Origin of the sequence: Streptomyces aureocirculatus (assembly GCF_000720475.1) — a bacterium.
GTDB lineage: Bacteria > Actinomycetota > Actinomycetes > Streptomycetales > Streptomycetaceae > Streptomyces > Streptomyces aureocirculatus.
Window position 1 is genome coordinate 48,420 of the sequence record NZ_JOAP01000034.1, and the last position, 20,889, is coordinate 69,308.

General features: G+C 72.1%; 18 protein-coding genes and 1 pseudogene. 11 read left to right on the forward strand and 8 right to left on the reverse strand.

Annotated features, from left to right (window positions below; all coding sequences use genetic code 11):
* Window positions 1-50: 50 nt before the first annotated feature.
* Complete coding sequence (gene serA, locus IG78_RS0127990) at window positions 51-1,655, forward strand: phosphoglycerate dehydrogenase (protein WP_030568045.1); 1,605 nt, start codon at window positions 51-53, stop codon at window positions 1,653-1,655.
* Window positions 1,656-1,802: 147 nt separating this feature from the next.
* Here serA and IG78_RS0127995 read toward each other — a convergent pair whose 3' ends face one another.
* Window positions 1,803-2,972: a helix-turn-helix domain-containing protein gene (locus IG78_RS0127995; RefSeq protein ID WP_030568050.1), complete on the reverse strand. Its 1,170-nt coding sequence runs from the start codon at window positions 2,970-2,972 to the stop codon at window positions 1,803-1,805.
* A 235-nt stretch (window positions 2,973-3,207) separates the two neighbouring features.
* On the opposite strand from IG78_RS0127995, the gene IG78_RS0128000 reads away from it, so the two are divergent.
* Window positions 3,208-4,134 carry a proline dehydrogenase family protein gene (locus tag IG78_RS0128000; RefSeq protein WP_030568052.1) on the forward strand — a complete coding sequence of 309 codons (927 nt, stop codon included), beginning with the start codon at window positions 3,208-3,210 and terminating at the stop codon, window positions 4,132-4,134.
* Window positions 4,135-4,182: 48 nt separating this feature from the next.
* Window positions 4,183-5,823, forward strand: coding sequence for an L-glutamate gamma-semialdehyde dehydrogenase (gene pruA, locus IG78_RS0128005; protein WP_030568054.1), 1,641 nt, complete (start codon window positions 4,183-4,185; stop codon window positions 5,821-5,823).
* On the opposite strand, the gene IG78_RS0128010 is transcribed toward pruA, so the two are convergent.
* The 5 genes from IG78_RS0128010 to IG78_RS0128030 form a co-directional block, all read right to left on the reverse strand.
* A complete protein-coding gene (locus IG78_RS0128010; protein WP_078965656.1) occupies window positions 5,771-6,772 on the reverse strand; it encodes an alpha/beta fold hydrolase in 1,002 nt (333 codons plus the stop codon). The two genes, pruA and IG78_RS0128010, sit on opposite strands and share 53 nt — an antisense overlap.
* Window positions 6,773-6,903: 131 nt before the next feature.
* Complete coding sequence (locus tag IG78_RS0128015) at window positions 6,904-7,530, reverse strand: nitroreductase family protein (protein ID WP_037686558.1); 627 nt, start codon at window positions 7,528-7,530, stop codon at window positions 6,904-6,906.
* A gap of 191 nt (window positions 7,531-7,721) precedes the next feature.
* On the reverse strand, window positions 7,722-8,588 hold the full coding sequence (locus IG78_RS0128020) for a lysophospholipid acyltransferase family protein (protein WP_030568060.1): 867 nt from the start codon (window positions 8,586-8,588) through the stop codon (window positions 7,722-7,724).
* Window positions 8,585-9,484, reverse strand: a complete 900-nt coding sequence (locus IG78_RS51670) for a phosphatidate cytidylyltransferase (RefSeq protein WP_030568062.1) — start codon at window positions 9,482-9,484, stop codon at window positions 8,585-8,587. The genes IG78_RS0128020 and IG78_RS51670 overlap by 4 nt, the downstream gene beginning before the upstream one ends.
* Window positions 9,481-10,200 carry a CDP-alcohol phosphatidyltransferase family protein gene (locus IG78_RS0128030; RefSeq protein WP_225882250.1) on the reverse strand — a complete coding sequence of 240 codons (720 nt, stop codon included), beginning with the start codon at window positions 10,198-10,200 and terminating at the stop codon, window positions 9,481-9,483. The genes IG78_RS51670 and IG78_RS0128030 overlap by 4 nt, the downstream gene beginning before the upstream one ends.
* Before the next feature lie 77 nt (window positions 10,201-10,277).
* Between IG78_RS0128030 and IG78_RS0128035 the strand changes: the two genes are divergently transcribed.
* Together IG78_RS0128035 and IG78_RS52220 are read left to right on the forward strand one after the other, a co-directional pair.
* Complete coding sequence (locus IG78_RS0128035; RefSeq protein ID WP_225882251.1) at window positions 10,278-10,847, forward strand: GNAT family N-acetyltransferase; 570 nt, start codon at window positions 10,278-10,280, stop codon at window positions 10,845-10,847.
* A 334-nt stretch (window positions 10,848-11,181) separates the two neighbouring features.
* On the forward strand, window positions 11,182-11,310 hold the full coding sequence (locus IG78_RS52220; protein WP_263972735.1) for a hypothetical protein: 129 nt from the start codon (window positions 11,182-11,184) through the stop codon (window positions 11,308-11,310).
* A gap of 12 nt (window positions 11,311-11,322) precedes the next feature.
* Here the strand turns inward: IG78_RS52220 and IG78_RS0128045 are convergent, their stop codons facing one another.
* Window positions 11,323-12,927, reverse strand: coding sequence for a purple acid phosphatase family protein (locus IG78_RS0128045; RefSeq protein ID WP_030568068.1), 1,605 nt, complete (start codon window positions 12,925-12,927; stop codon window positions 11,323-11,325).
* Window positions 12,928-13,077: 150 nt separating this feature from the next.
* Between IG78_RS0128045 and IG78_RS0128050 the strand changes: the two genes are divergently transcribed.
* Both IG78_RS0128050 and IG78_RS0128055 read left to right on the forward strand, forming a co-directional pair.
* Window positions 13,078-14,118 (forward strand): 3-isopropylmalate dehydrogenase, encoded by a 1,041-nt coding sequence (locus tag IG78_RS0128050; protein WP_030568069.1) that lies wholly within the window; start codon window positions 13,078-13,080, stop codon window positions 14,116-14,118.
* Between the two features lie 246 nt (window positions 14,119-14,364).
* Window positions 14,365-15,453: a branched-chain amino acid aminotransferase gene (locus IG78_RS0128055; RefSeq protein ID WP_030568071.1), complete on the forward strand. Its 1,089-nt coding sequence runs from the start codon at window positions 14,365-14,367 to the stop codon at window positions 15,451-15,453.
* A gap of 220 nt (window positions 15,454-15,673) precedes the next feature.
* Here the strand turns inward: IG78_RS0128055 and IG78_RS46385 are convergent.
* A pseudogene (locus IG78_RS46385) lies at window positions 15,674-16,251 on the reverse strand (cytosine permease); the annotation flags it as partial.
* Window positions 16,252-16,493: 242 nt separating this feature from the next.
* Between IG78_RS46385 and ureA the strand changes: the two are divergent.
* Genes ureA through IG78_RS0128080 form a run of 4 tightly spaced genes read left to right on the forward strand, consistent with a single transcriptional unit; the run spans window position 16,494 to window position 20,745 of the window.
* Window positions 16,494-17,372, forward strand: a complete 879-nt coding sequence (gene ureA / locus IG78_RS0128065; protein ID WP_037686549.1) for an urease subunit gamma — start codon at window positions 16,494-16,496, stop codon at window positions 17,370-17,372.
* On the forward strand, window positions 17,372-19,054 hold the full coding sequence (locus tag IG78_RS0128070) for an urease subunit alpha (RefSeq protein WP_030568075.1): 1,683 nt from the start codon (window positions 17,372-17,374) through the stop codon (window positions 19,052-19,054). Before ureA ends, IG78_RS0128070 begins: the two co-directional genes overlap by 1 nt.
* Before the next feature lie 48 nt (window positions 19,055-19,102).
* Window positions 19,103-20,122 (forward strand): agmatine deiminase family protein, encoded by a 1,020-nt coding sequence (locus IG78_RS0128075; RefSeq protein ID WP_030568077.1) that lies wholly within the window; start codon window positions 19,103-19,105, stop codon window positions 20,120-20,122.
* A gap of 14 nt (window positions 20,123-20,136) precedes the next feature.
* Complete coding sequence (locus IG78_RS0128080) at window positions 20,137-20,745, forward strand: TetR/AcrR family transcriptional regulator (RefSeq protein WP_030568079.1); 609 nt, start codon at window positions 20,137-20,139, stop codon at window positions 20,743-20,745.
* Window positions 20,746-20,889 lie beyond the last annotated feature (144 nt).

Here is a 20,889-nt window from a genome sequence, read left to right on the forward strand (position 1 = left end):
CGCCTGCGGCCGTCGGGACGGCCGTCCGCATTGGACTTGTGAGGACTCACGTGAGCACTGCTGCCAACGGCAAACCGGTCGTACTCATCGCTGAAGAGCTGTCGCCCGCGACTGTCGACGCCCTGGGCCCGGACTTCGAGATCCGGCACTGCAACGGCGCGGACCGCGCCGAGCTGCTGCCCGCCATCGCCGACGTCGACGCCATCCTGGTCCGCTCCGCGACCAAGGTGGACGCCGAGGCCGTCGCCGCCGCACGCAAGCTGAAGGTCGTCGCCCGCGCGGGCGTCGGGCTCGACAACGTCGACGTCTCCGCCGCCACCAAGGCAGGGGTGATGGTCGTCAACGCCCCCACCTCGAACATCGTCACCGCCGCCGAACTGGCCTGCGGCCTGATCGTCGCCACCGCGCGCAACATTCCGCAGGCCAACACGGCCCTGAAGAACGGCGAGTGGAAGCGCTCCAAGTACACCGGCGTGGAGCTCGCCGAGAAGACGCTCGGCGTCGTCGGCCTCGGCCGGATCGGCGCGCTCGTCGCGCAGCGCATGTCGGCGTTCGGCATGAAGGTCGTGGCCTACGACCCGTATGTACAGCCCGCGCGCGCCGCCCAGATGGGCGTGAAGGTCCTCTCCCTCGACGAACTCCTCGAGGCCTCCGACTTCATCACCGTGCATCTGCCCAAGACGCCCGAGACCCTCGGTCTCATCGGTGACGAGGCGCTGCACAAGGTCAAGCCGTCCGTGCGCGTCGTCAACGCCGCCCGCGGCGGCATCGTCGACGAGGAGGCGCTGTACTCGGCCCTGAAGGAGGGCCGCGTCGCGGGCGCGGGCCTGGACGTGTACGCGAAGGAGCCCTGCACCGACTCCCCGCTCTTCGAGCTCGACCAGGTCGTGTGCACCCCCCACCTCGGCGCCTCCACCGACGAGGCCCAGGAGAAGGCGGGCATCTCCGTCGCCAAGTCGGTGCGGCTCGCCCTCGCCGGTGAGCTGGTGCCGGACGCCGTGAACGTGCAGGGCGGTGTCATCGCCGAGGACGTGCGCCCCGGTCTTCCGCTCGCCGAGAAGCTCGGCCGGATCTTCACCGCCCTCGCGGGCGAGGTCGCGGCCCGGCTCGACGTCGAGGTGTACGGCGAGATCACCCAGCACGACGTGAAGGTGCTCGAACTGTCCGCCCTCAAGGGTGTGTTCGAGGATGTCGTCGACGAGACCGTCAGCTATGTGAACGCCCCGCTGTTCGCCCAGGAGCGCGGTGTCGAGGTGCGGCTCACCACGTCCTCGGAGTCGCCCGACCACCGCAACGTGGTCACCGTGCGCGGCACGCTCGGCGACGGCGAGGAGATCGCCGTGTCCGGCACCCTGGCCGGGCCCAAGAACCACCAGAAGATCGTGGCCGTCGGTGAGTACGACGTCGATCTGGCGCTCGCCGACCACATGGTCGTCCTGCGGTACGCGGACCGGCCCGGCGTCGTCGGCACCGTGGGCCGGGTCCTCGGCGAGGCCGGGATCAACATCGCCGGGATGCAGGTCGCTCGTGCTGACGTGGGCGGGGAGGCGCTTGCCGTCCTCACGGTCGACGACACGGTGCCGCAGCCTGTGCTCGGTGAGCTCGCCGAGGAGATCGGCGCCACCTCCGCCCGCTCCGTCAATCTCGCCGACTAGGGCTGTGTGGCGACCTCGGGTCCGTTGTGGGGGAATCGGCCTTCGGCCTCGTCCTCAAACGCCGGACGGGCTTGAAGGGCACGCCGTCACTCGTCCCTGAACGAGCGCCGCCGCCCGCCCCTGAACGGGGCGGGCGGCGGCGCTCGTTCAGCGCAGGCGTGCTGCCTTCAGGATCATGTGGAGGAGCAGCCGGTCCTCGCCCTCGTCCAGGTCGAGTTTGGTGAGCTGTTCCACGCGGGAAAGGCGGTAGTACAGGGTCTGGCGGTGGATGCCCAACTCCGCCGCCGTCCGGCCCGCCTGGCCCGCGAGGTCCAGGAAGACCTCCGCGGTGCGGGCCAGTTCGCGGTGCGCCGGGGTGAGGAGCGCGCGGGCCGCCGCGTCCTGCGCGGCCTCCGCGGGCAGCGCCGTCAGGAGGCGGTAGGGACCGATGTCCGACCAGCGGGCGAGCGGTCCGAGCCGGGGCTCGGCGAGTGCCGCCCGCGCCGCCGCCGCGGCCTCGCCCCAGGCCGCGCCCAGGTCCTCCAGGCCTGCCCTGGCGTCCGCGACCCCCGCCGCCGCCCCCCGGCCCGCCGAGTCCACGAGCCGCGACGCCGTCGTGACCGCCGGGGTCAGGGCATCCGCCGACCGCAGCCGCACAAGGACCGCGAGCGACTGCCCGGCGCCGGCCCCCATGGCCCAGGGCACCATGCACAGCGCCGTCGCCCCCGGCACGGTGCGCAGCGCGGGCGCGTCCTCGGGGTTCGCCACCGGCCACGGCGCCACGCACACCACCGCGTGCAGGCCCTCACCACGCGTCCCGAGCGCCGTGCGCAGTTCCGCCACCGCCATGTCCCGCTGCCAGCCCCGCTCGGCCGTCAGGACGGCACGGAACTCCCTGGTGAGGTCCGCGCCCGCCTGCGCCTCGTCCGCGAGCAGCGCCCCGATCCGGGTGGCGACCTCCATGGCGGCGGCCAGCTTCGCGTCCGTCGGCCCCGGCTCGTCGTCGAGCAGCCACACGTAACCGAGGGCGTACCCCCGGTGCCGTACCGGTAGGCAGATCCGGCCGCGGTGCACGCCCGCCTCCGGGGTGGGCGGGATGCGGACGGGGGTGGTGGCGCGGGTGATGCCGAAGCTCTCGAACCAGGAGCGGACCTGGGCGGTCGAGCGGCGCGTGAGGATCGAGCGGGTGCGGACCGGGTCGAGGTCGGGGGCGTCGAGGCCGTCGCCGCCGTCGTGCGCGCCGAAGGCGATCAGCTCGAAGTCCCGGTTCTCCAGCGTCGCGGGCGCGCCGAGCAGGGCGGAGATCTCGTCGACCAGTTCCTGGTAGTCGCCCTTCACCCGTCGTGGCCCTTCGCTCGTGCCGTGCTGTATCGCGCCGTGGCAGGTCCATTGTCGCGCAGTCCGGGACCGGGTTCATACATCTGTCTGAGATCCAGCGCACGAATGCGTGACAGGTGTCGATGGCCCAGGATCGGCGGGATCCATAAGTTTCACGGTGGTTCTCCGTGCCGTACCGGTTTAGTCGCAAAACGACGCAGGTGCGACACTCGTTCGTACTCCCGTGGAGGTGCCCGTGCTGGGTCCCGTGATCCTTGCCGCGTCGCGCAGTGACAAGATGCGCCGTTTCGTGTCGGCGGCGCCGGGCACCAAGCAGGTCGTGGCCCGGTTCATCGCCGGTGAGACCGTCGACCAGGTGGTTCCGGTGATCGTGGACTCCGCCGACAAGGGCCTTGAGGTCACCCTCGACGTCGTCGGTGAGGACATCACGACCCCGGAGCAGGCCACCGCCGCCCGCGACGCCTATCTGGAGCTGGTGGGGCGCCTGAAGGACCTCGGTCTCGGCGAGCGCGCCGAGATGTCCGTGAAGCTGTCCATGTTCGGCCAGGCGCTGGAGAACGGCCACGAGCTGGCCCTCGCCAATGTCCGCCCCGTCGTCGAGGCGGCGGCCGAGATCGGCACCACCGTCACCCTCGACGCCGAGGACCACACCACCCTCGACTCGATGTTCGCCATCCACGAGGAGCTGCGGAAGGACTTCCCGAAGACGGGCTGCGTCATCCAGGCCTACCTCTTCCGCACCGAGGACGACGCCCGCCGCCTCGCCGCGAACGGCAGCCGCGTACGCATCGTGAAGGGCGCCTACAAGGAGCCCGCCTCCGTCGCGTACCAGGACAAGGCCGAGACCGACAAGGCGTACGTCCGTATCCTGAGGATCCTGATGGAGGGCTCGGGGTACCCGATGATCGGGTCCCACGACCCGCGGCTCATCGCCATCACCCAGGAGCTCGCGCGCCGCGCCGGGCGCAAACTGGACGAGTACGAATTCCAGATGCTGTACGGCATCCGCAGCGACGAGCACCTGCGGCTCGCCGCCGAGGGCCACCGGATGCGTGTGTACACCGCGTACGGCACCGACTGGTACGGCTACTTCATGCGCCGTCTCGCGGAGAAGCCGGCCAACCTGCTGTTCTTCGCACGGTCCGTCCTCACCAAGGGCTGAGCCCGCCCGGCCGCCAGATTTTCCCCGCACTAAGGAGTTACGGAACTCATGGACGCTGTGACCCAGGTCCCCGCCCCGGTCAACGAGCCGGTCCACGGCTACGCCCCCGGCTCCCCGGAGCGCGCCCGGCTCGAGACCAAGCTCAAGGAGCTGTCCGAGAACCCGATCGAGCTGCCGATGACGATCGGCGGCGTGAAGCGCCTCGGCGGCGGCGAGCCCTTCCAGGTCGTGCAGCCGCACAACCACAAGGCCGTCATCGGCACCGGCCGCCACGCCACGCAGCAGGACGCCCAGGACGCCGTGGACGCCGCCCTCGCGGCCGCCCCGGCCTGGCGTGCGATGTCCTTCGACGACCGCGCCGCGATCATCCTGCGCGCCGCCGAGCTGCTGTCCACCACATGGCGCGAGACGCTGGCCGCCTCGACCATGCTGGGCCAGTCCAAGACCGCCCAGCAGGCCGAGATCGACACCCCGTGTGAACTCGTCGACTTCTGGCGCTTCAATGTGAAGTACGCCCGTGACCTGCTCGCCGAGCAGCCCCCGGCGAACTCCACCGGAGTGTGGAACCGTCTGGACCACCGCCCGCTGGAAGGCTTCGTCTACGCGATCACGCCGTTCAACTTCACGGCCATCGCGGGCAACCTCCCGACCGCCCCGGCCCTGATGGGCAACGTCGTCGTGTGGAAGCCGTCCCCGACGCAGACGCACGCCGCCGTGCTCCTCATGCAGCTCCTGGAGGAGGCGGGTCTGCCCAAGGGCGTCATCAACCTCGTCACCGGCGACGGCATCGAGGTCTCCAAGGTCGCCCTGCACCACCGCGACCTGGCCGGCATCCACTTCACCGGTTCGACCCCGACCTTCCAGCACCTGTGGAAGACGGTCGGCGAGAACATCGCCAAGTACCGCACCTACCCGCGTCTCGTCGGTGAGACGGGCGGCAAGGACTTCGTCGTCGCGCACCCGAGCGCCGACCGCGCGATCCTGAAGACCGCGCTGACCCGCGGCTCCTTCGAGTTCCAGGGCCAGAAGTGCTCCGCGACCTCACGCGCGTACATCCCGGCCTCCATCTGGAACGACGGCTTCAAGGAGGAGTTCGCGGCCGAGGTCGACGGCATCAAGATGGGTGACGTCACCGATCTGTCGAACTTCATCGGCGCCGTCATCGACGAGCGGGCCTTCGCCAAGAACAAGGCGGCCATCGACCGCGCCAAGGCCGACGAGACCTGCACCATCGTCGCGGGCGGCACCTACGACGACTCCGTCGGCTACTTCGTGCGCCCGACCGTCGTCGAGTGCACCGACCCGGCCAACGAGGTCTTCTCGACCGAGTACTTCGGCCCGTTCCTCGCCGTGCACGTGTACGACGACAGCAAGGCCGACGCGTACGAGGAGATGCTGACCCAGATGGAGTCGGCCTCCGACTACGCGCTCACCGGCTCGGTCATCGCGGGCGACCGTGCCGCGGCCGCGTACACGATGGAGAAGCTCCGCTACGCCGCGGGCAACTTCTACATCAACGACAAGTCGACCGGCGCCGTCGTCGGCCAGCAGCCCTTCGGCGGCGGCCGTGCCTCCGGCACCAACGACAAGGCCGGCGCCCCGCAGAACCTCCAGCGCTGGACCCTGACCCGCGCCATCAAGGAGACGCTGGTCCCGCCGACCGAGTACGGCTACCCGCACATGGGCTGACGCCCCCGCGGGGTGCCTGCCCCCTGAATCCCGCCCCCGGCCTGGGCCCCACCCCGGCCGGGGGCGGTGTTGTGTGCGCCTGTGCCACTTTCCGTACGAGGAAGTCGTCCATCAGGCCCGCGATCTGCTCGGCGTGCGTCTCCAGGGCGAAGTGTCCCGTCGGCAGCAGGTGGATCTCCGCCTCCGGCAGGTCGCGCTGGAAGGCGAGCGCCCCGGCGGGGACGAAGATCTCGTCGTGGCCGCCCCACACCGCGAGCAGCGGCACCTGACGCTCCCGGAAGTACGCGTGGAAGTCCGGGTAGAGGGCGATGTTGCTGCCGTAGTCGGTGATGAGGGCGAACTGGATCGCGTCCTGGCCCTCGCGGGCCATCAGGGCCACGTCGTGCTCCCAGGCGTCCGGGCTGATCAGGCTCTGGTCCGGGACGCCGTGCGTGTACTGCCACTTGATGCCCTCGGGGGAGCGGATCGCGTGCACGGGCGCCGCCGTCTCCTCGCTCGGGGCGGCCGTATGGGCGAACACGGGCGCCCAGGCCTCCTCGCCGAGTCCTTCCTCGTACGCGTTGCCGTTCTGCGTGACGATCGCCGTGACGCGCTCGGGGTGGGCGAGCGCGAGCCGCAGGCCGATCGGGGCGCCGTAGTCCTGGACGTACAGCGCGAACCGGTCCAGGCCGACCGCCTCGGTGAACTCGGCCGTCACGGCGGCGAGTTCGGCGAACGTGTACGAAAAGGCGTCGGCCGCGGGCGCCGACGAGCGGCCGAAGCCGATGTGGTCGGGGGCGAGCACGCGGTAGCGGTGGGCGAGGCGCGGGATCAGGTCGCGGAACATGTGCGAGCTGGTCGGGAAGCCGTGCAGGAGCAGCAGGGCGGGGGCGTCGGCGGGGCCCGCCTCGCGGTAGCAGACCTCGTGGCCGCGGACCCCGACGGACCGGTAGTGGACCTGGGCGCTCATGTCTAACCCCTCATTGCCGTTTTGGCGGTTGACGATGAGATGATTCGAGCATGCCTACATCTAACCAGTCAAGCGCCTTTTACTGGTTACGCTGTCTTCGGCTGGTCACGCCTCCTGGTCGCGCCGCCCGGTCACACCTCCACCAGGACCTGGTCCAGGGACTTGCGCACGAGGTCGGGGACCTCGCAGTCCGGGGCCGGGTAGCCGACGGGGATCACGGCGAACGCCTTCTCGTTCTCCGGGCGGCCGAGCACCTCGGACAGGAACCGCATCGGGCTCGGCGTGTGCACCAGGGCGGCGAGGCCCGACAGATGCAGCGCGGAGAGCAGCATGCCGACGGCGATGCCGACGGACTCGTCCACGTAGTAGTGCTTGTGCTTGGTGCCGTCCTGACCGAGCCAGTACCGCTGCTGGAAGACGACGATCAGGGCGGGCGCGTCCGTCAGATGCGGCTTCACCTCGTCCGTGCCGAGCGGGCGCAGCGCGGCCAGCCACTCCTCGCCGAGCCGCCCGTCGTAGGAGATCTGCTCCTCGTGCTCGGCCGCCTCCCGTATCAGGCGGCGCACCTGCGGGTCCCGTACCAGGACGAACGTCCACGGCTGCTGGTGCGCGCCCGACGGCGCGGTCGCCGCGCAGGCGACGGCGTCCCGCACGACCTGCGGGGGCACCGGGTCCGTGGAGAACTGCCGTACCGTGCGCCGCTCACGCATACGGGACTTCAACTCGGCGGCCTGCGCGAGCGATTCGCTCGTGGGCATGCGGGCGGGGCGGTAGGGGACGGAGCGGTAGGGCTGCCCGTGGATGGGGGTCCAGGGCGCGTCGGGCTGTGCGTCGGGGCGTCCGGTCTCCGGCTTGCTCTGTTCGGTATCAGGCATGCTGCGATTCTGGGGCGGCGGGCCCGGGAGCGCCATGGTGCGTACCGATGTCCGCGCGCCGAACGCCCGGTCCGTCAGCGCCAGTTCGCGACGACGACCGCAAGGCCCGCCGTGAACCCGCTGCCCAGCAGTACCAGATACGTGCCGTAGAAGCGGCGGAGCCGGTGCGCGAGGAAGCCGGAAGCGCCGAACATCAGGCCGACGGTGAGGGTGCGGGAGCCGCGGGAGAGGGCCGACTCGGTCAGCCAGTCGCGGGTGGCGGTCCCTGCCCGGGCACGGGAGTCGCGCAGGGGCTCTCCCGCGGTACGGCGGTGGAGTTCCACCACGGCCGCGCGGGCCTCGGCGGGCGTCACCGTCGGCGGCAGCGGCTCGCCCACGGTGACGCGCACCAGGGCCGGGCGCAGCCTGCCGTGCTTCGGCAGGAGGCGGTCCGTGCCCGCGATGCCGACGGGGACGACGGGCACGTCCGCCCGCCGGGCCAGGACCAGGGCGCCCTTGTGGAACGTGCCGATGTCGCCCGCGCGGGCCCGGGTGCCCTCCGGGAACAGCACCACCGCACGGCCCGCGCGCAGCGCGTCCGCCTTGGCCAGGAGGTCGTCCGTGCCGCCGCCCGTGCGGCGCACGGGGAACCCGGCGGCGAGGCGGGAGCAGACGCGGCTGCGCCGGCGTGAGGCGAACCAGTAGTCCGCCGCCGCGGCGATCGTGGGGGAGTGGGCCGCGTCGAGGGCGGCGAGGAGGGCCGCCGTGTCGGCGTGGGAGGTGTGGTTGGCCACGACCACACAGCCGCCGCGCGGAAGGCGGCCGCGGCGGGACACACCTCCGGTGAGGGTGAGCAGCGTCCACCACAGCGCTCGGCGGAGGCGGGCGGCGACGCGTCCGGCGGCCCGTGGGCGCGGGGTGTGCGTACGCGGTTCGCCGTACCGGACCTGTTGGGTGCTCACAGCGTCACCGCCATCGCCATCGGCAGCGCGAGGAGCAGGGAGTCCACCCGGTCCAGGAGCCCTCCGAAGCCGGGCAGCCAGGTGCCCGCGTCCTTCACGCCCGCCTCCCGCTTGACCATGGACTCCAGGAGGTCGCCAAGGACGCAGCCGGTCAGCACCGCCGCCCACAGCGGGGGCGTGCAGGCGCCGACCGCGGCGAGCCCCGCGGCGGTGGCGACGGCCGAGCCGAGGACGCCCGCCCACGTCTTGTTCGGGGACAGCGGGGAAAGGGGGCGGGCCAGGGGGCCGCGGCGGCCCAGGGCCGTGCCGCCGCACCACGCGCCCACGTCGCCGAACGCCACCGCCACGCCCACCGCGACCGCCGTGTCCCCGAGCAGCACCAGGCCGGTCAGGGACAGCGGGATCCACAGCAGCCCGAAGATCGCCCGGCTCGCCCGGGTGAAACCGTGCGCGGAGTCGCCGGAGAACAGGGCGGGAAGCACCGCGAGGAGCAGCATCGCCCCGACGGTCCGCGCGTCGAGCCCGGCCACCGCGTCGAGCCCGCCCACCGCGTGCGGGAAGTCGGGGCCGCCCCACGCCGCCGCGGGCAGCAGCACGGCCGCCGCCCACAGCACCGCGCGTTCGCCCCGCGGCAGCCCGGTCATCCGCGCGTACTCGGCGACGGCGACCACCCCGAGCCCGGCGGCGAGCACGAACGCGCCCGCGGGGCCCGCCCAGAGGGCGCCGAGGAACACCGGCGCCGCAAGGGCCCACGTCCGCCAGCGCCGGCGCAGTTCGGCGCGCATCCGCACCCGGGCGGGCAGCGCGGCCACCGCGACCCCGCCGGCCCCGAGGACCCCGGCCACCACGGGCACGGCCCGCGCCGCCGCCTCACCCGTGAGCAGCGCGAGACTCATCGGACCCCCAGCCCCCCGCACAGTTGGACGCACCGGGTCACGGCCGTGAGGGCCGAGCCCGCCGCGATCACCACGAGCACCGGCACCCAGAAGCCGGAGACCGCCGCGACGACCACCAGGGCGCACCGTTCCGTCTTGCCGACCGGGCCGCCGTTCAGGCGTCCCGCGCCCGCCGCCGCGCCCGCGAGGGACACCCAGGACGGGAGCGTCGCCGCCAGGGCCGCCGTCGCCACCAGCCACAGCGGGGCGAGGTGGAGGAACCCCGCGAGCATCACCAGGTCCGCGGCCCGGTCGCCGAGTTCGTTGAACAGGGCGCCGCGCCGCGTGCTGCGGCCGGTGTCGCGGGCGAGGGCGCCGTCGAGGTTCGCGAACGCCAGGCGTGCGGCGAGCAGCACCGCCACCGGGAGCGCGGCGAGCGGCGCGGGCAGCCACGCGAGGGCCGCCGCCGCGCCCGCCGCGCACCCCACGCCCGCCGCCGTCAGCGCGTCCGGCGACACCGCACGCCGGGCCAGGGCCCCACGCACACCGCAAAGGCGCCGCGCGTACCAGGGCTTGAGCGCGTAGAGGCCGAGACCGGTGGGTGCGGGGGAGCGCGAGGGTGCGGGAGAGCCGGAGAGCCCGGGTGGGCCGGTGGGTCCGGCAGGACCGGTGGGCCCGGCAGGACCGGTGGGCCCGGGCGAACCGGAGAGTCCGGGAGAGCCGGAGGAAGCGTTCATGCTGTCGACTCTGCCGCCGCGCGGGGCACCGAATAATCGGGATGCGTACTCAAATGGGCCCTGAGTACGGTGAGCCCGTGACCGCACCCCTCACCCCCTCCGAGAGCCTCGGAGCTCCCCGCACCGTCCTGCGCACGGCCCACACGGCCGACCTCTCAGCCGCCGAGCTCGTCGCCGCCCGCGCCCTGATGGACCTGGCCTTCGAGGGCGACTTCAGCGACGAGGACTGGGCACACGGCCTCGGCGGGATGCACGCGCTCCTGCATGACGCCGACGGCACCCTGCTTGCCCACGGCAGCGTCGTGCAGCGCCGCGTCCTGCACAACGGCCGTTCCCTGCGCGTCGGTTACGTGGAGAACGTCGCCGTGCACCCCGAACGGCAGCGCCAGGGCCTCGGCGGACGGGTGATGAGCGCCCTGGAGCGGATTGTCGGCGGCGGCTACGACCTCGGTGTCCTCTCGCCGTCCGACGAGGGCGAGAAGCTGTACCGCGCGCACAACTGGGTGAGCTGGCCGGGCCTCGTCGGCACGCTCGGCCCGCGGGGCGTCGAGCACATGCCGGACGAGGAGGCCCCGATGCTGTGGAACGCCGACCTCGACCCGGCGCATCCCCTGCTCATCGACTGGCGTGACGGCGACGTGTTCTAGTTCCGGGCGAGGCGTTCCGGCGGGCCCGGGGCGCGGGTGCGCCGGCGGCGGTGGGAAGCGGAACGCCGGCCGGTCGGCCGGGTGGCCGCCGTCTCAGATAGTAGGAAGCCCGACTATTTGTAGAGACAAGCAGCCGAAGCTGTCCTAGCGTTGTAGGAGCCGAACGTCTCGCTCGATCAAGCGAATGGCGGTCGTGAGCCGGGCACCAGCGCAGGCGAACCCTGTGGCCCGCGCTCCCCGCCCCTTCCGGCGTCTCGTAACCCGCCGCTTCCGCGCCGCTCCCCGAGCCCGCGGAACCGCACTCCCGGAGCCTGATCTAAGGAGTCGATTTCTCATGGCCGAGACGACCGTCCGCCGAGTCCGCCACACCGCCCGTGGCAACGAGTCGGAGCGCAAGAACGCCGCCGCCGCCCTCCAGCGCGCCCTCGACCGCAGGGACAACGGCGGCGAGACGGGGCACTGAGCCCCGCCCGCGTCACCCGTCCGCGGTCTGCTTCCCGCGCGCTATCTCGAAGTGGTCGATCCGCTCGCCGCTCTCGGCGAGCGCCGAGACCGTGAGCTTCGGGCTCGCCCCGGCACTCACCTCCACCGCGAGGAACGAGAAGCCGGTGTAGCGCACCCGTGACCACTCCACGGTGTCGGGGTCGGGCAGGCGCTGCTTGGTCCAGTGGAACGTGAGGATCGTCCCCTCGTCGTGCTCGTGGCCCTCGTAGCTGTCCTTGACGCCGACCGGGAAGCCGTACAGGTCCTTGCCGGCGCCGCCCGCGGTGACGTACACGATGCCGTCGCGCGTCGGATCGGTCGACGCGCCGACCGGCACCGGCTTGCCGACCTCGCCGCCCTTGACGGCGTCGGTCCGCTCGTACACGTGGTTGTGACCGTTGATCACCAGGTCCACCTGGTGCTTGGTGAACAGCGGCAGCCACGCGTCGCGCACCCCGCCGTCGGAGGCGTGCGTCGACGTCGAGTACACGCAGTGGTGGAAGAACACGACGACGAAGTCGATGTCGTCGTCCGCGCGCAGCAGGCCGAGCCGCTCGTCGAGCCAGGCCGTCTGCCTGCCGTCCGAGTAGCCCTTGTTGGCGGTTATCTCGTACGAGACGTCGTTGGCGTCGAGGGCGACGACACCGACGTTGCCGTAGCGGAACGAGTACACGCCGGGCGCCCGCTCGGGGTCGAAGCCGTTGGCGGGCAGCGACCAGCGCGCCGACTGGCCGCCGTAGCCGTTCGGCGAGTACCACGCCTCCATGTCGTGGTTGCCGGTCGTCACCATCCACGGCACGGACTTCGCCACCGACTCGGTCTGGGCGAGGAACTGGTCCCACACCCGCGCGTCGTAGGTGTCGCCCTCCTTGCCGTGGCCCGTGGTGTCCGCGTAGCAGATGTCGCCCGCGTGCAGATGGAACGCCGGGTTCTGCCCCAGGATCAACTGGTCGTTGGCCAGCGCGTCATAGCTCACGCCCTGGTCGCCGAAGGCCGTGAAGACGAACGTCTCCGGCCGCGCCGGAGCCGTGCGGAACGAGCCGATGCTGGACATCCGCTCCGGCGACGCCGGGTCGAAGCCGTCGTGGCCGACGCCGTAGTAGTACGTCGTGCCGGGCCGCAGACCGTCGAGGGCCGCGTGCAGGTAGTACTGCTCGACCTTCGGCAGCTTGCGGGAGAGCGCGGGTGTGTGCAGGTCGCGCACCTCCGCCTCGATCTTCCGGCTCAGCTCCCAGGGCTCGGTCCCCACCCTGATGTACGGGGACTTCACCGCGAACGGCACCTGCCAGGAGACGCGCATCTGGGTCCGCGGGTCGCCGCCGAAGGCGAGATGCCGGCCGAAGGGCGCCACCATCGCGCCGTCGACCCGCACCGCCCGGCGCGGCGCGGCGAGCGGGGCCGAGGCGGCGGCACGCTCCGCGGGGGCGCCGCCCGAACTGCCCGCAAGGAGTCCCGTACCGCCCGCGACGCCCGCGGTGACCATGGAGGAGACGAGGACCTTGCGGCGTGACAGCCTCCGGCGCAGGTACTCGTGCTGCTCCGGCATGGTCAGGCGCTGCGCGAGGTGCTCGGGGATGCCGACGTTCGGAGTGTCCATGACCAGTAACTTCCCAGCGGCGCCCCACTCCCGTCCCACACCGCGGTGAACTCCCGCCGACCGGTGGGAAACCGGCCGATGGCGCGCGGCCGCCCGTCCATATCCTGGACGTCGCGTGTCATGGGATGGGACGAGGAGTACGGTGCCGACATGTCTCGCAGCATCGATCTCGCAGTGATCCCCGGTGATGGGATCGGCCAGGAAGTCGTGGCCCAGGGGCTCAAGGTCCTCAACGCCGTCCTCCCGGAGGACGTGAAGCTGGAGACCAAGGAGTACGACTTCGGGGCCCGCCGGTACCACGACTCGGGTGAGACCCTCACCGACGCCGACCTCGTGGACCTCAAGCAGCACGACGCGATCCTGCTCGGCGCCATCGGCGACCCCTCGGTCCCCTCCGGCGTCCTGGAGCGCGGCTTCCTGCTCAAGCTCCGCTTCGCCTTCGACCACCACGTCAACCTGCGTCCTTCGCGGCTCCTGCCGGGCGTGGCCACGCCGCTCGCGGGCCAGCCCGAGATCGACTTCGTCGTCGTGCGCGAGGGCACCGAGGGCCCCTACACCGGCAACGGCGGCACGATCCGCAAGGGCACCCCGCACGAGGTCGCCACCGAGGTCTCCGTGAACACGGCCTTCGGTGTGGAGCGCGTCGTCAGGGACGCCTTCGCCCGCGCCCAGGCCCGCCCGCGCAAGAAGCTGACCCTGGTCCACAAGAACAACGTGCTCGCCTTCGCAGGTCACCTGTGGACCAATGTCTTCAACGCGGTGGCCGAGGAGTTCCCCGAGGTCACCACGGACTACATCCATGTGGACGCGGCGACGATCTACCTCGTCACCGACCCGGGCCGCTTCGACGTGATCGTCACCGACAACCTCTTCGGCGACATCATCACCGACCTCGCCGCGGCCGTCTCCGGCGGTATCGGCGTCGCCGCGTCCGGCAACATCAACCCGAGCCGTGAGTTCCCCTCGATGTTCGAGCCCGTGCACGGCTCGGCTCCCGACATCGCCGGCCAGGGCAAGGCCGACCCGACCGCGACCGTGCTGTCCGTCGCCCTCCTTCTGCGGCACCTCGGCTACGACGACGAGGCGATCCGGGTCGAGGAAGCCGTCTCCGCCGACCTCGGCGCCCGCGGGGACACCCCCCGCTCCACCGACGAGATCGGCGACGCCCTCGCCGTACGCGTAGCGGGCTGATCCGCCGGCTGCCACCACGTCACAGCAAGCCGCCGGGTCGCACCAGCACCCGGCGGCTTCTCGTTTGCGGCCACCGGGTGTCACCATCGAACCCAGGGCCGCAAGGACCGCCGTTTCATTCGAGCCGCGCCACGAGCGATAATCGGACGTGGGGCCGCGAAGCGGCGTATGCCCGTACGCCGTGAGAGCACGCGTACGAGTACGAGCGCGGTCCGTCACACACAAACCGGTGAAGGACACGCAACCATGACGACGCCCTCGATCGAGCTCAAGCCATCCTCGACCCCGGCCAAGGCCGCGGAGCGCGAGGCGATCCTGGCAAGCCCCGGGTTCGGCCGCCACTTCACCGACCACATGGTGACGATCCGGTGGACGGAGGGCCGCGGCTGGCACGACGGGCAGCTCGTGCCGTACGGCCCGTTCTCGCTCGACCCGGCGACCACCGTCCTGCACTACGCCCAGGAGATCTTCGAGGGCCTGAAGGCCTACCGTCAGCCCGATGGCTCGGTCGCCCTGTTCCGCCCCGAGGCCAACGCCCGGCGCTTCCAGTCCTCCGCGCGCCGGATGGCCATGCCGGAGCTGCCCGTCGAGACCTTCATCGAGGCCTGCGACGCCCTGGTCGCGCAGGACATCGACTGGGTGCCCGCGCACGGCGGCGAGGAATCGCTCTATCTGCGCCCGTTCATGATCGCCACCGAGGTCGGGCTCGGCGTGAAGCCCGCCAACGAGTACCTCTTCGCCGTCATCGCCTCGCCCGCGGGCGCCTACTTCCCCGGCGGCGTCAAGCCCGTCTCCATCTGGCTCTCCGAGGACCGCGTGCGCGCCGTCCCCGGTGGCATGGGCGACGCCAAGACGGGCGGCAACTACGCCGCGTCCCTGCTCGCCCAGGCGGAGGCCGCCGCGAAGGGCTGCGACCAGGTCGCCTACCTCGACGCCGTCGAGCACAAGTGGGTCGAGGAACTGGGCGGCATGAACCTGTACTTCGTGTACGAGGACAAGATCGTCACCCCCGAGCTGACGGGCTCGCTGCTCGCGGGTATCACCCGCGACTCGCTCCTGTCCGTGGCCCGCGACCTCGGCTACGCCTCCGAGGAGCGCCGCGTCTCCATCGACCAGTGGCAGGCCGACACCGAGAACGGCACGCTCACCGAGGTCTTCGCCTGCGGTACCGCCGCCGTCATCACACCGGTCGGCACGGTGAAGTCCGCCCGCGGCGAGTGGACGCAGAGCGGCGGCAACCCCGGCGAGGTCACCATGAAGCTGCGGGACGCGCTGCTCGACATCCAGCGGGGCGTGGCGGCGGACCCGCACGGGTGGATGCACCGCCTGGGCTGAGGCCCTCCCCCCTTCATCGACCGGTCACGGAGGCCGGGCCCGGCAGCGACACCTCGCCGGACCCGGCCTCCGCGCCGTGTCAGGAACTCCGACGGGCGGGCAGGGCACCTTCGCCGACGGGTTAGCCTTCGCAGGGCGGGCAGGGTCTTCGCCGGTGTGGCGCACATGTTCAGCCCCTCCGGCGTTTGAGGAGCGGGGTCTGGGGCGGAGCCCCAGGATCGGGCACGATCGCGTCGAGGTCGAGCCCCATGGAGTACAGCATCAGACCGGCGTTGCCCACGGACCCGGCGGACGCGGCGAGCAGCAGCGGCACCAGGTACCAGCCGGGTGCCGCCGACACCAGCGGCTCCGCGTAGTCGAGCGCCGCGCCCGCCGCGTACGCCGTGAACGTGCCGAACAACTGCGGCACGAGCAGTCCCGCCGTGAGCCCCACACAGGTGGCCCGCAGCACCGTGCGGGACGAGTGCCGCCGCGGTGAGACATAGCGGGTGTAGTCGCCGAGCAGCGTGATGAAGGCGATCGGCCCCGAGAGGCCCGCTGCCATGAGGTCGACAGGTTCGTCGCCGTGCGCAGCGAGACGAGGGCGAGCGGCGCGGTCAGCGCCGCGCCGAGCAGCGTGCCCGCCACCACCGCGGTCACCGACTGCCAGAAGCCGAGGCCGAAGGAGACCGGCAGCCAGCCGAAGACGATCACCCCGAGGCAGAGGTTGGAGCCGAGCAGGATCGAGACCACGTCCCGCGGGCCGCTGGTGCGTTCCTCCTCCGGGACGGTGTCGACTCCGCGCTGTTCTATCGGCATGGGGCGCCCCTGACGCTCGCTCGAAACGGACCAGATGTCGGATTGATGTCGGACGTGGTGTCGGACGTGGTGTCGGACCAGAGGTCGGACCAGATGTTTGAGTGGCGTTCAATGTGGGCGAGATGTTGCTGTTCCGTCAATGGTTTCGTACAAGGGGACAGCCGTTTAGAGTGTCGTTCTAAACCGTGGCCGATGGTGGCCACGGACGGTGACTTCCGACCCACGATGCGAGGTGTCGCGGCGTGCGACTGACCCCTACGGAACGCGACCGGCTGCTGCTCTTCGGCGCGGCCGAGCTGGCCAGGGCCCGCAGGGCGCGCGGCCTCAGGCTGAACGTCCCCGAAGCGACCGCCCTGATCGCCGACACGGTGTGCGAGGCCGCCAGGGACGGGGCCAGGCTCGCGGAGGCGATCGAGCGGGCGCGGTCGGTGCTCGGCCCCGACGACGTGCTGCCTGGCGTCGCCGACGTGGTCACCGAGGTGCATGTGGAGGCCGTCTTCGAGGACGGTTCGCGGCTCGCCGTGGTCGCCGACCCGGTGGGCGGCGGCTCGCTCGGCCCGGACGCGCCGGGTGCGCTGCGGCCCGCGCCACCGGACCCGGAACCCGTCCCCGCCGTCACCGTGACCGTGCGCAACACCGCGACCGTGCCCGTCAGCGTCACCTCGCACTTCCACTTCTTCGAGGCCAACCCGCGGCTCGACTTCGACCGCGGTGCCGCCTACGGCATGCGGCTGTGCGTGCCCGCCGGGTCGTCGGTGCGGTTCAGCCCCGGGGGCACGGCCGACGTCGGGCTCGTCCCCATCGGCGGCGACCGGATCGCGATCGGCTTCGCGGGCCTGGTGGACGGCCCCCTGGACGCGCCGGGAGCACGGGGCGAGGCCCTGCGGCGGGCCGCGGCCTGCGGATATCTGGGGGCGGACACCCCGCGGCACCCGGGGACGCCCCAGATATCCGGGACAGCCGAGGCCTCCGGGTCAATCGAGTCGCCTGGGGTCCCCGAGATCCGCGAGATCCCCGAGATCCCCGAGATCATCGAGGCCCCCGAGGCCCCCGAGACTCCCGGCACCCCCGGCACCCCCGGCACCCCCGGCACCCCCGGCACCCCCGAGGAAGGCGAGTGATGGACCCCTACGAGTACGCCTCCGTGCACGGCCCCCGCGCCGGCGACCGCCTCGTCCTCGGTGACTCCGGGCTCGTCGTGCGCGTCGAGTCCGACGCCCAGCGGCCCGGCGACGAGTTCCTCGCCGGATTCGGCAAGACCGCCCGCGACGGGCTGCACCTCAAGGCCGCCGCGGTCCGCGAGACCTGCGACGTCGTCATCAGCAACGTCGTCGTCATCGACGCCGTGCAGGGCATCAGGAAGGTGTCCATCGGCATCCGGGAAGGGCGCATCCACGCCATCGGGCGGGCCGGTAACCCGGACACCCTCGACGGCGTCGACGTGGTCGTCGGGACCGGGACCTCCATCGTGTCCGGCGAGGGCCTCGTCGCGACCGCCGGAGCGGTCGACACCCACGTACACCTCCTCTCGCCGCGCATCATGGAGGCCTCCCTCGCCTCCGGCGTCACCACCGTCATCGGCCAGGAGTTCGGCCCCGTGTGGGGCGTCGGCGTCAACGCGCCCTGGGCGCTGCGGCACGCCTTCAACGCCTTCGACGCCTGGCCCGTGAACATCGGCTTCCTCGGCCGGGGCTCGTCCTCGCACGAGGCACCCCTTGTCGAGGCGCTCGCCGAGGGCGGGGCGTCCGGGTTCAAGGTGCACGAGGACATGGGCGCCCACACTCGCGCCCTGGACACCGCGCTGCGCGTCGCCGAGGAGCACGACGTACAGGTCGCCCTGCACAGCGACGGCCTGAACGAGTGCCTGTCGGTCGAGGACACCCTGCGCGTCCTGGACGGCAGGACCATCCACGCCTTCCACATCGAGGGCTGCGGCGGCGGCCACGTACCGAACGTCCTGAAGATGGCGGGTGTGCCGAACGTCATCGGCTCCTCCACCAACCCCACCCTGCCCTTCGGCAGGGACGCCGTCGCCGAGCACTACGGCATGATCGTGTCCGTCCACGACCTGAAGACCGACCTGCCCGGCGACGCCGCCATGGCCCGCGACCGCATCCGCGCCGGGACCATGGGCGCCGAGGACGTCCTGCACGACCTCGGCGCCATCGGGATCACGTCGTCGGACGCGCAGGGCATGGGCCGCGCGGGCGAGACCGTACGCCGCACCTTCGCCATGGCAGGGAAGATGAAGGCCGAACTGGGCCCCGTGGACGGCGACGGCCCGCACGACGACAACGGGCGTGTCCTGCGCTACGTCGCCAAGCTGACCGTCAACCCCGCCATCGCCCACGGCCTCGCCCACGAGATCGGCTCCATCGAGGTGGGCAAGCTCGCCGACATCGTGCTGTGGCGCCCCGAGTTCTTCGGCGCGAAGCCGCAACTGGTGCTCAAGTCCGGCTTCCCCGCCTACGGCGTCGTCGGTGACCCCAACGCCGCCACCGACACCTGTGAACCCCTCGTCCTCGGGCCGCAGTTCGGGGCGTACGGCGCCACCCCCGCCGACATCTCCGTGGCCTTCGTCGCCCAGGCCGCCCTCGACCAGGGCAACGACACGATGCCCACCCGGCGCAGGCGGGTCGCCGTGCGCGGCACCCGCGGCATCGGCCCCGCGGACCTGCGCCTGAACTCGCGTACCGGAGCCGTCGACGTGGACCAGCGCACCGGCCTCGTCACCCTCGACGGCGACCCGCTGCGCTCCGAACCCGCCGACTCCGTCTCCCTCAACCGCCTGTACTTCCTGTGAGAGCCCGTACTCCCTGTGCGGACCCCTACTTCCTGTGAGGACCCCGCGATGACCTTCCGCATGCCCCCCGAGTGGGCCCCGCACGAGCGCACCTGGATGGCGTGGCCGGGCCCCAACCCCACCTTCACCAATGAGCGGGAACTCGCCGACGCGCGGGCCGCCTGGGCGGCCGTGGCCCGTGCCGTGCGCCGCTTCGAGCCCGTCACGATGGTCGTCGGCACCGGCCAGAGCGAGTCGGCCCGCGCGCTCCTCGGCCCCGACGTGGAGCTCGTCGAGCGGGAACTCGACGACGCGTGGATGCGGGACATCGGCCCCACCTTCGTCAGCGACGGCGACCGGCTCGCCGCCGTCGACTGGACGTTCAACGGCTGGGGCGCCCAGGAGTGGGCCCGCTGGGAGCACGACGCGAAGATCGCCCGGCACGTCGCCGACCTCGCGGGCGTGCCCGTGCACCCCTCGCCCCTCGTCAACGAGGGCGGCGGCATCCACGTCGACGGCGAGGGCACCGTGCTGCTCACCGACACCGTGCAGCTCGGCCCCGAGCGCAACCCCGGCTTGACCCGCGAGCAGGTCGAGGCGGAGATCCACGCCCGGCTCGGCACGACCAAGGCGATCTGGCTGCCGCGCGGCCTCACCGCCGACTACCCGGGCCACGGCTTCGGCACCCTCGGCCACGTCGACATCGTCGCCGCGTTCGCCGCGCCCGGCGTCGTTCTCGTGCACTCCCAGCGGGACCCCGCGCACCCCGACTTCGAGGTCAGCAAGCAGGTCGTCGCAGCCCTGCGGGGGCAGACGGACGCGCGCGGGCGCACCCTGCGGATCGTCGAAGTGCCCGCGCCCACCGTCCTGAAGGACGACGAGGGCTGGGTCGACTACTCGTACATCAACCACTACCTCTGCAACGGCGGCGTCGTCCTGTGCGCCTTCGGCGACCCCCACGACGAGATCGCGGCGGGCATCTTCCGCGGCCTCTTCCCCGACCGGACCGTGACGCTCGTCGACGCCCGTACGATCTTTGCCGGGGGTGGCGGCATCCACTGCGTCACCCAGCAGCAGCCGAAGGTGTGATCAAGGAGTACGGGATGGCCGGTCGGGCCCGCGCGCGGAAGAACGCCCCACCGCGTGAGGACGTCATGGCGGCCGCCATGGAAATGATCGCCGAGCGTGGCCTGGAACAGCTCACCATGGCCGCGCTCGGCCGCGAGGTCGGCATGAGCAGCGGTCACCTGCTCTACTACTTCGGTTCCAAGGACGAGCTGCTGCTGCGCACCCTGGAGTGGAGCGAGGGCCGCCTCGGCGCCGAGCGGCGCACCCTGCTCGCCCGGGACGCCACGGCCCGCGCCCGCCTGGACGCCTACGTCGAGCTGTACGTCCCCGAGGGCCACCGCGACCCGCACTGGATCCTCTGGCTGGAGGTGTGGAACCGGTCCCTGAACGCGGACGAGGCGGGCCGCGACCGGCAGGCGGCGATCGAGCGGGCCTGGCACCGCGACCTGGTGGCGCTGCTCGCCGAGGGCGTCTCGCGGGAGGAGTTCGGTGCCGTCGACGCCGACCGGTTCGCGACCCGGCTGCGGGCGCTCCTGGACGGCTTCTCCATCCATGTGGCGATCGGCCTGCGCGGCACCGGACGCGACCAAGTCCTCGTACACGCAAGGGAGTTCCTGGACGAATCGCTGCGCCCGCGGGACTAGGGCCTGTCGTTGAACTCCGGCCGGTGCCGTGCACACGGACGCGTGCGGGCCCGTCGAGGTTGTACGCACTCCTGCGGATTGCGGGGCCCGCGGGAAGGCGCTTGTATCCCGATGGACCCTCGGCGCCGGGCCGGGGGAGGCGCG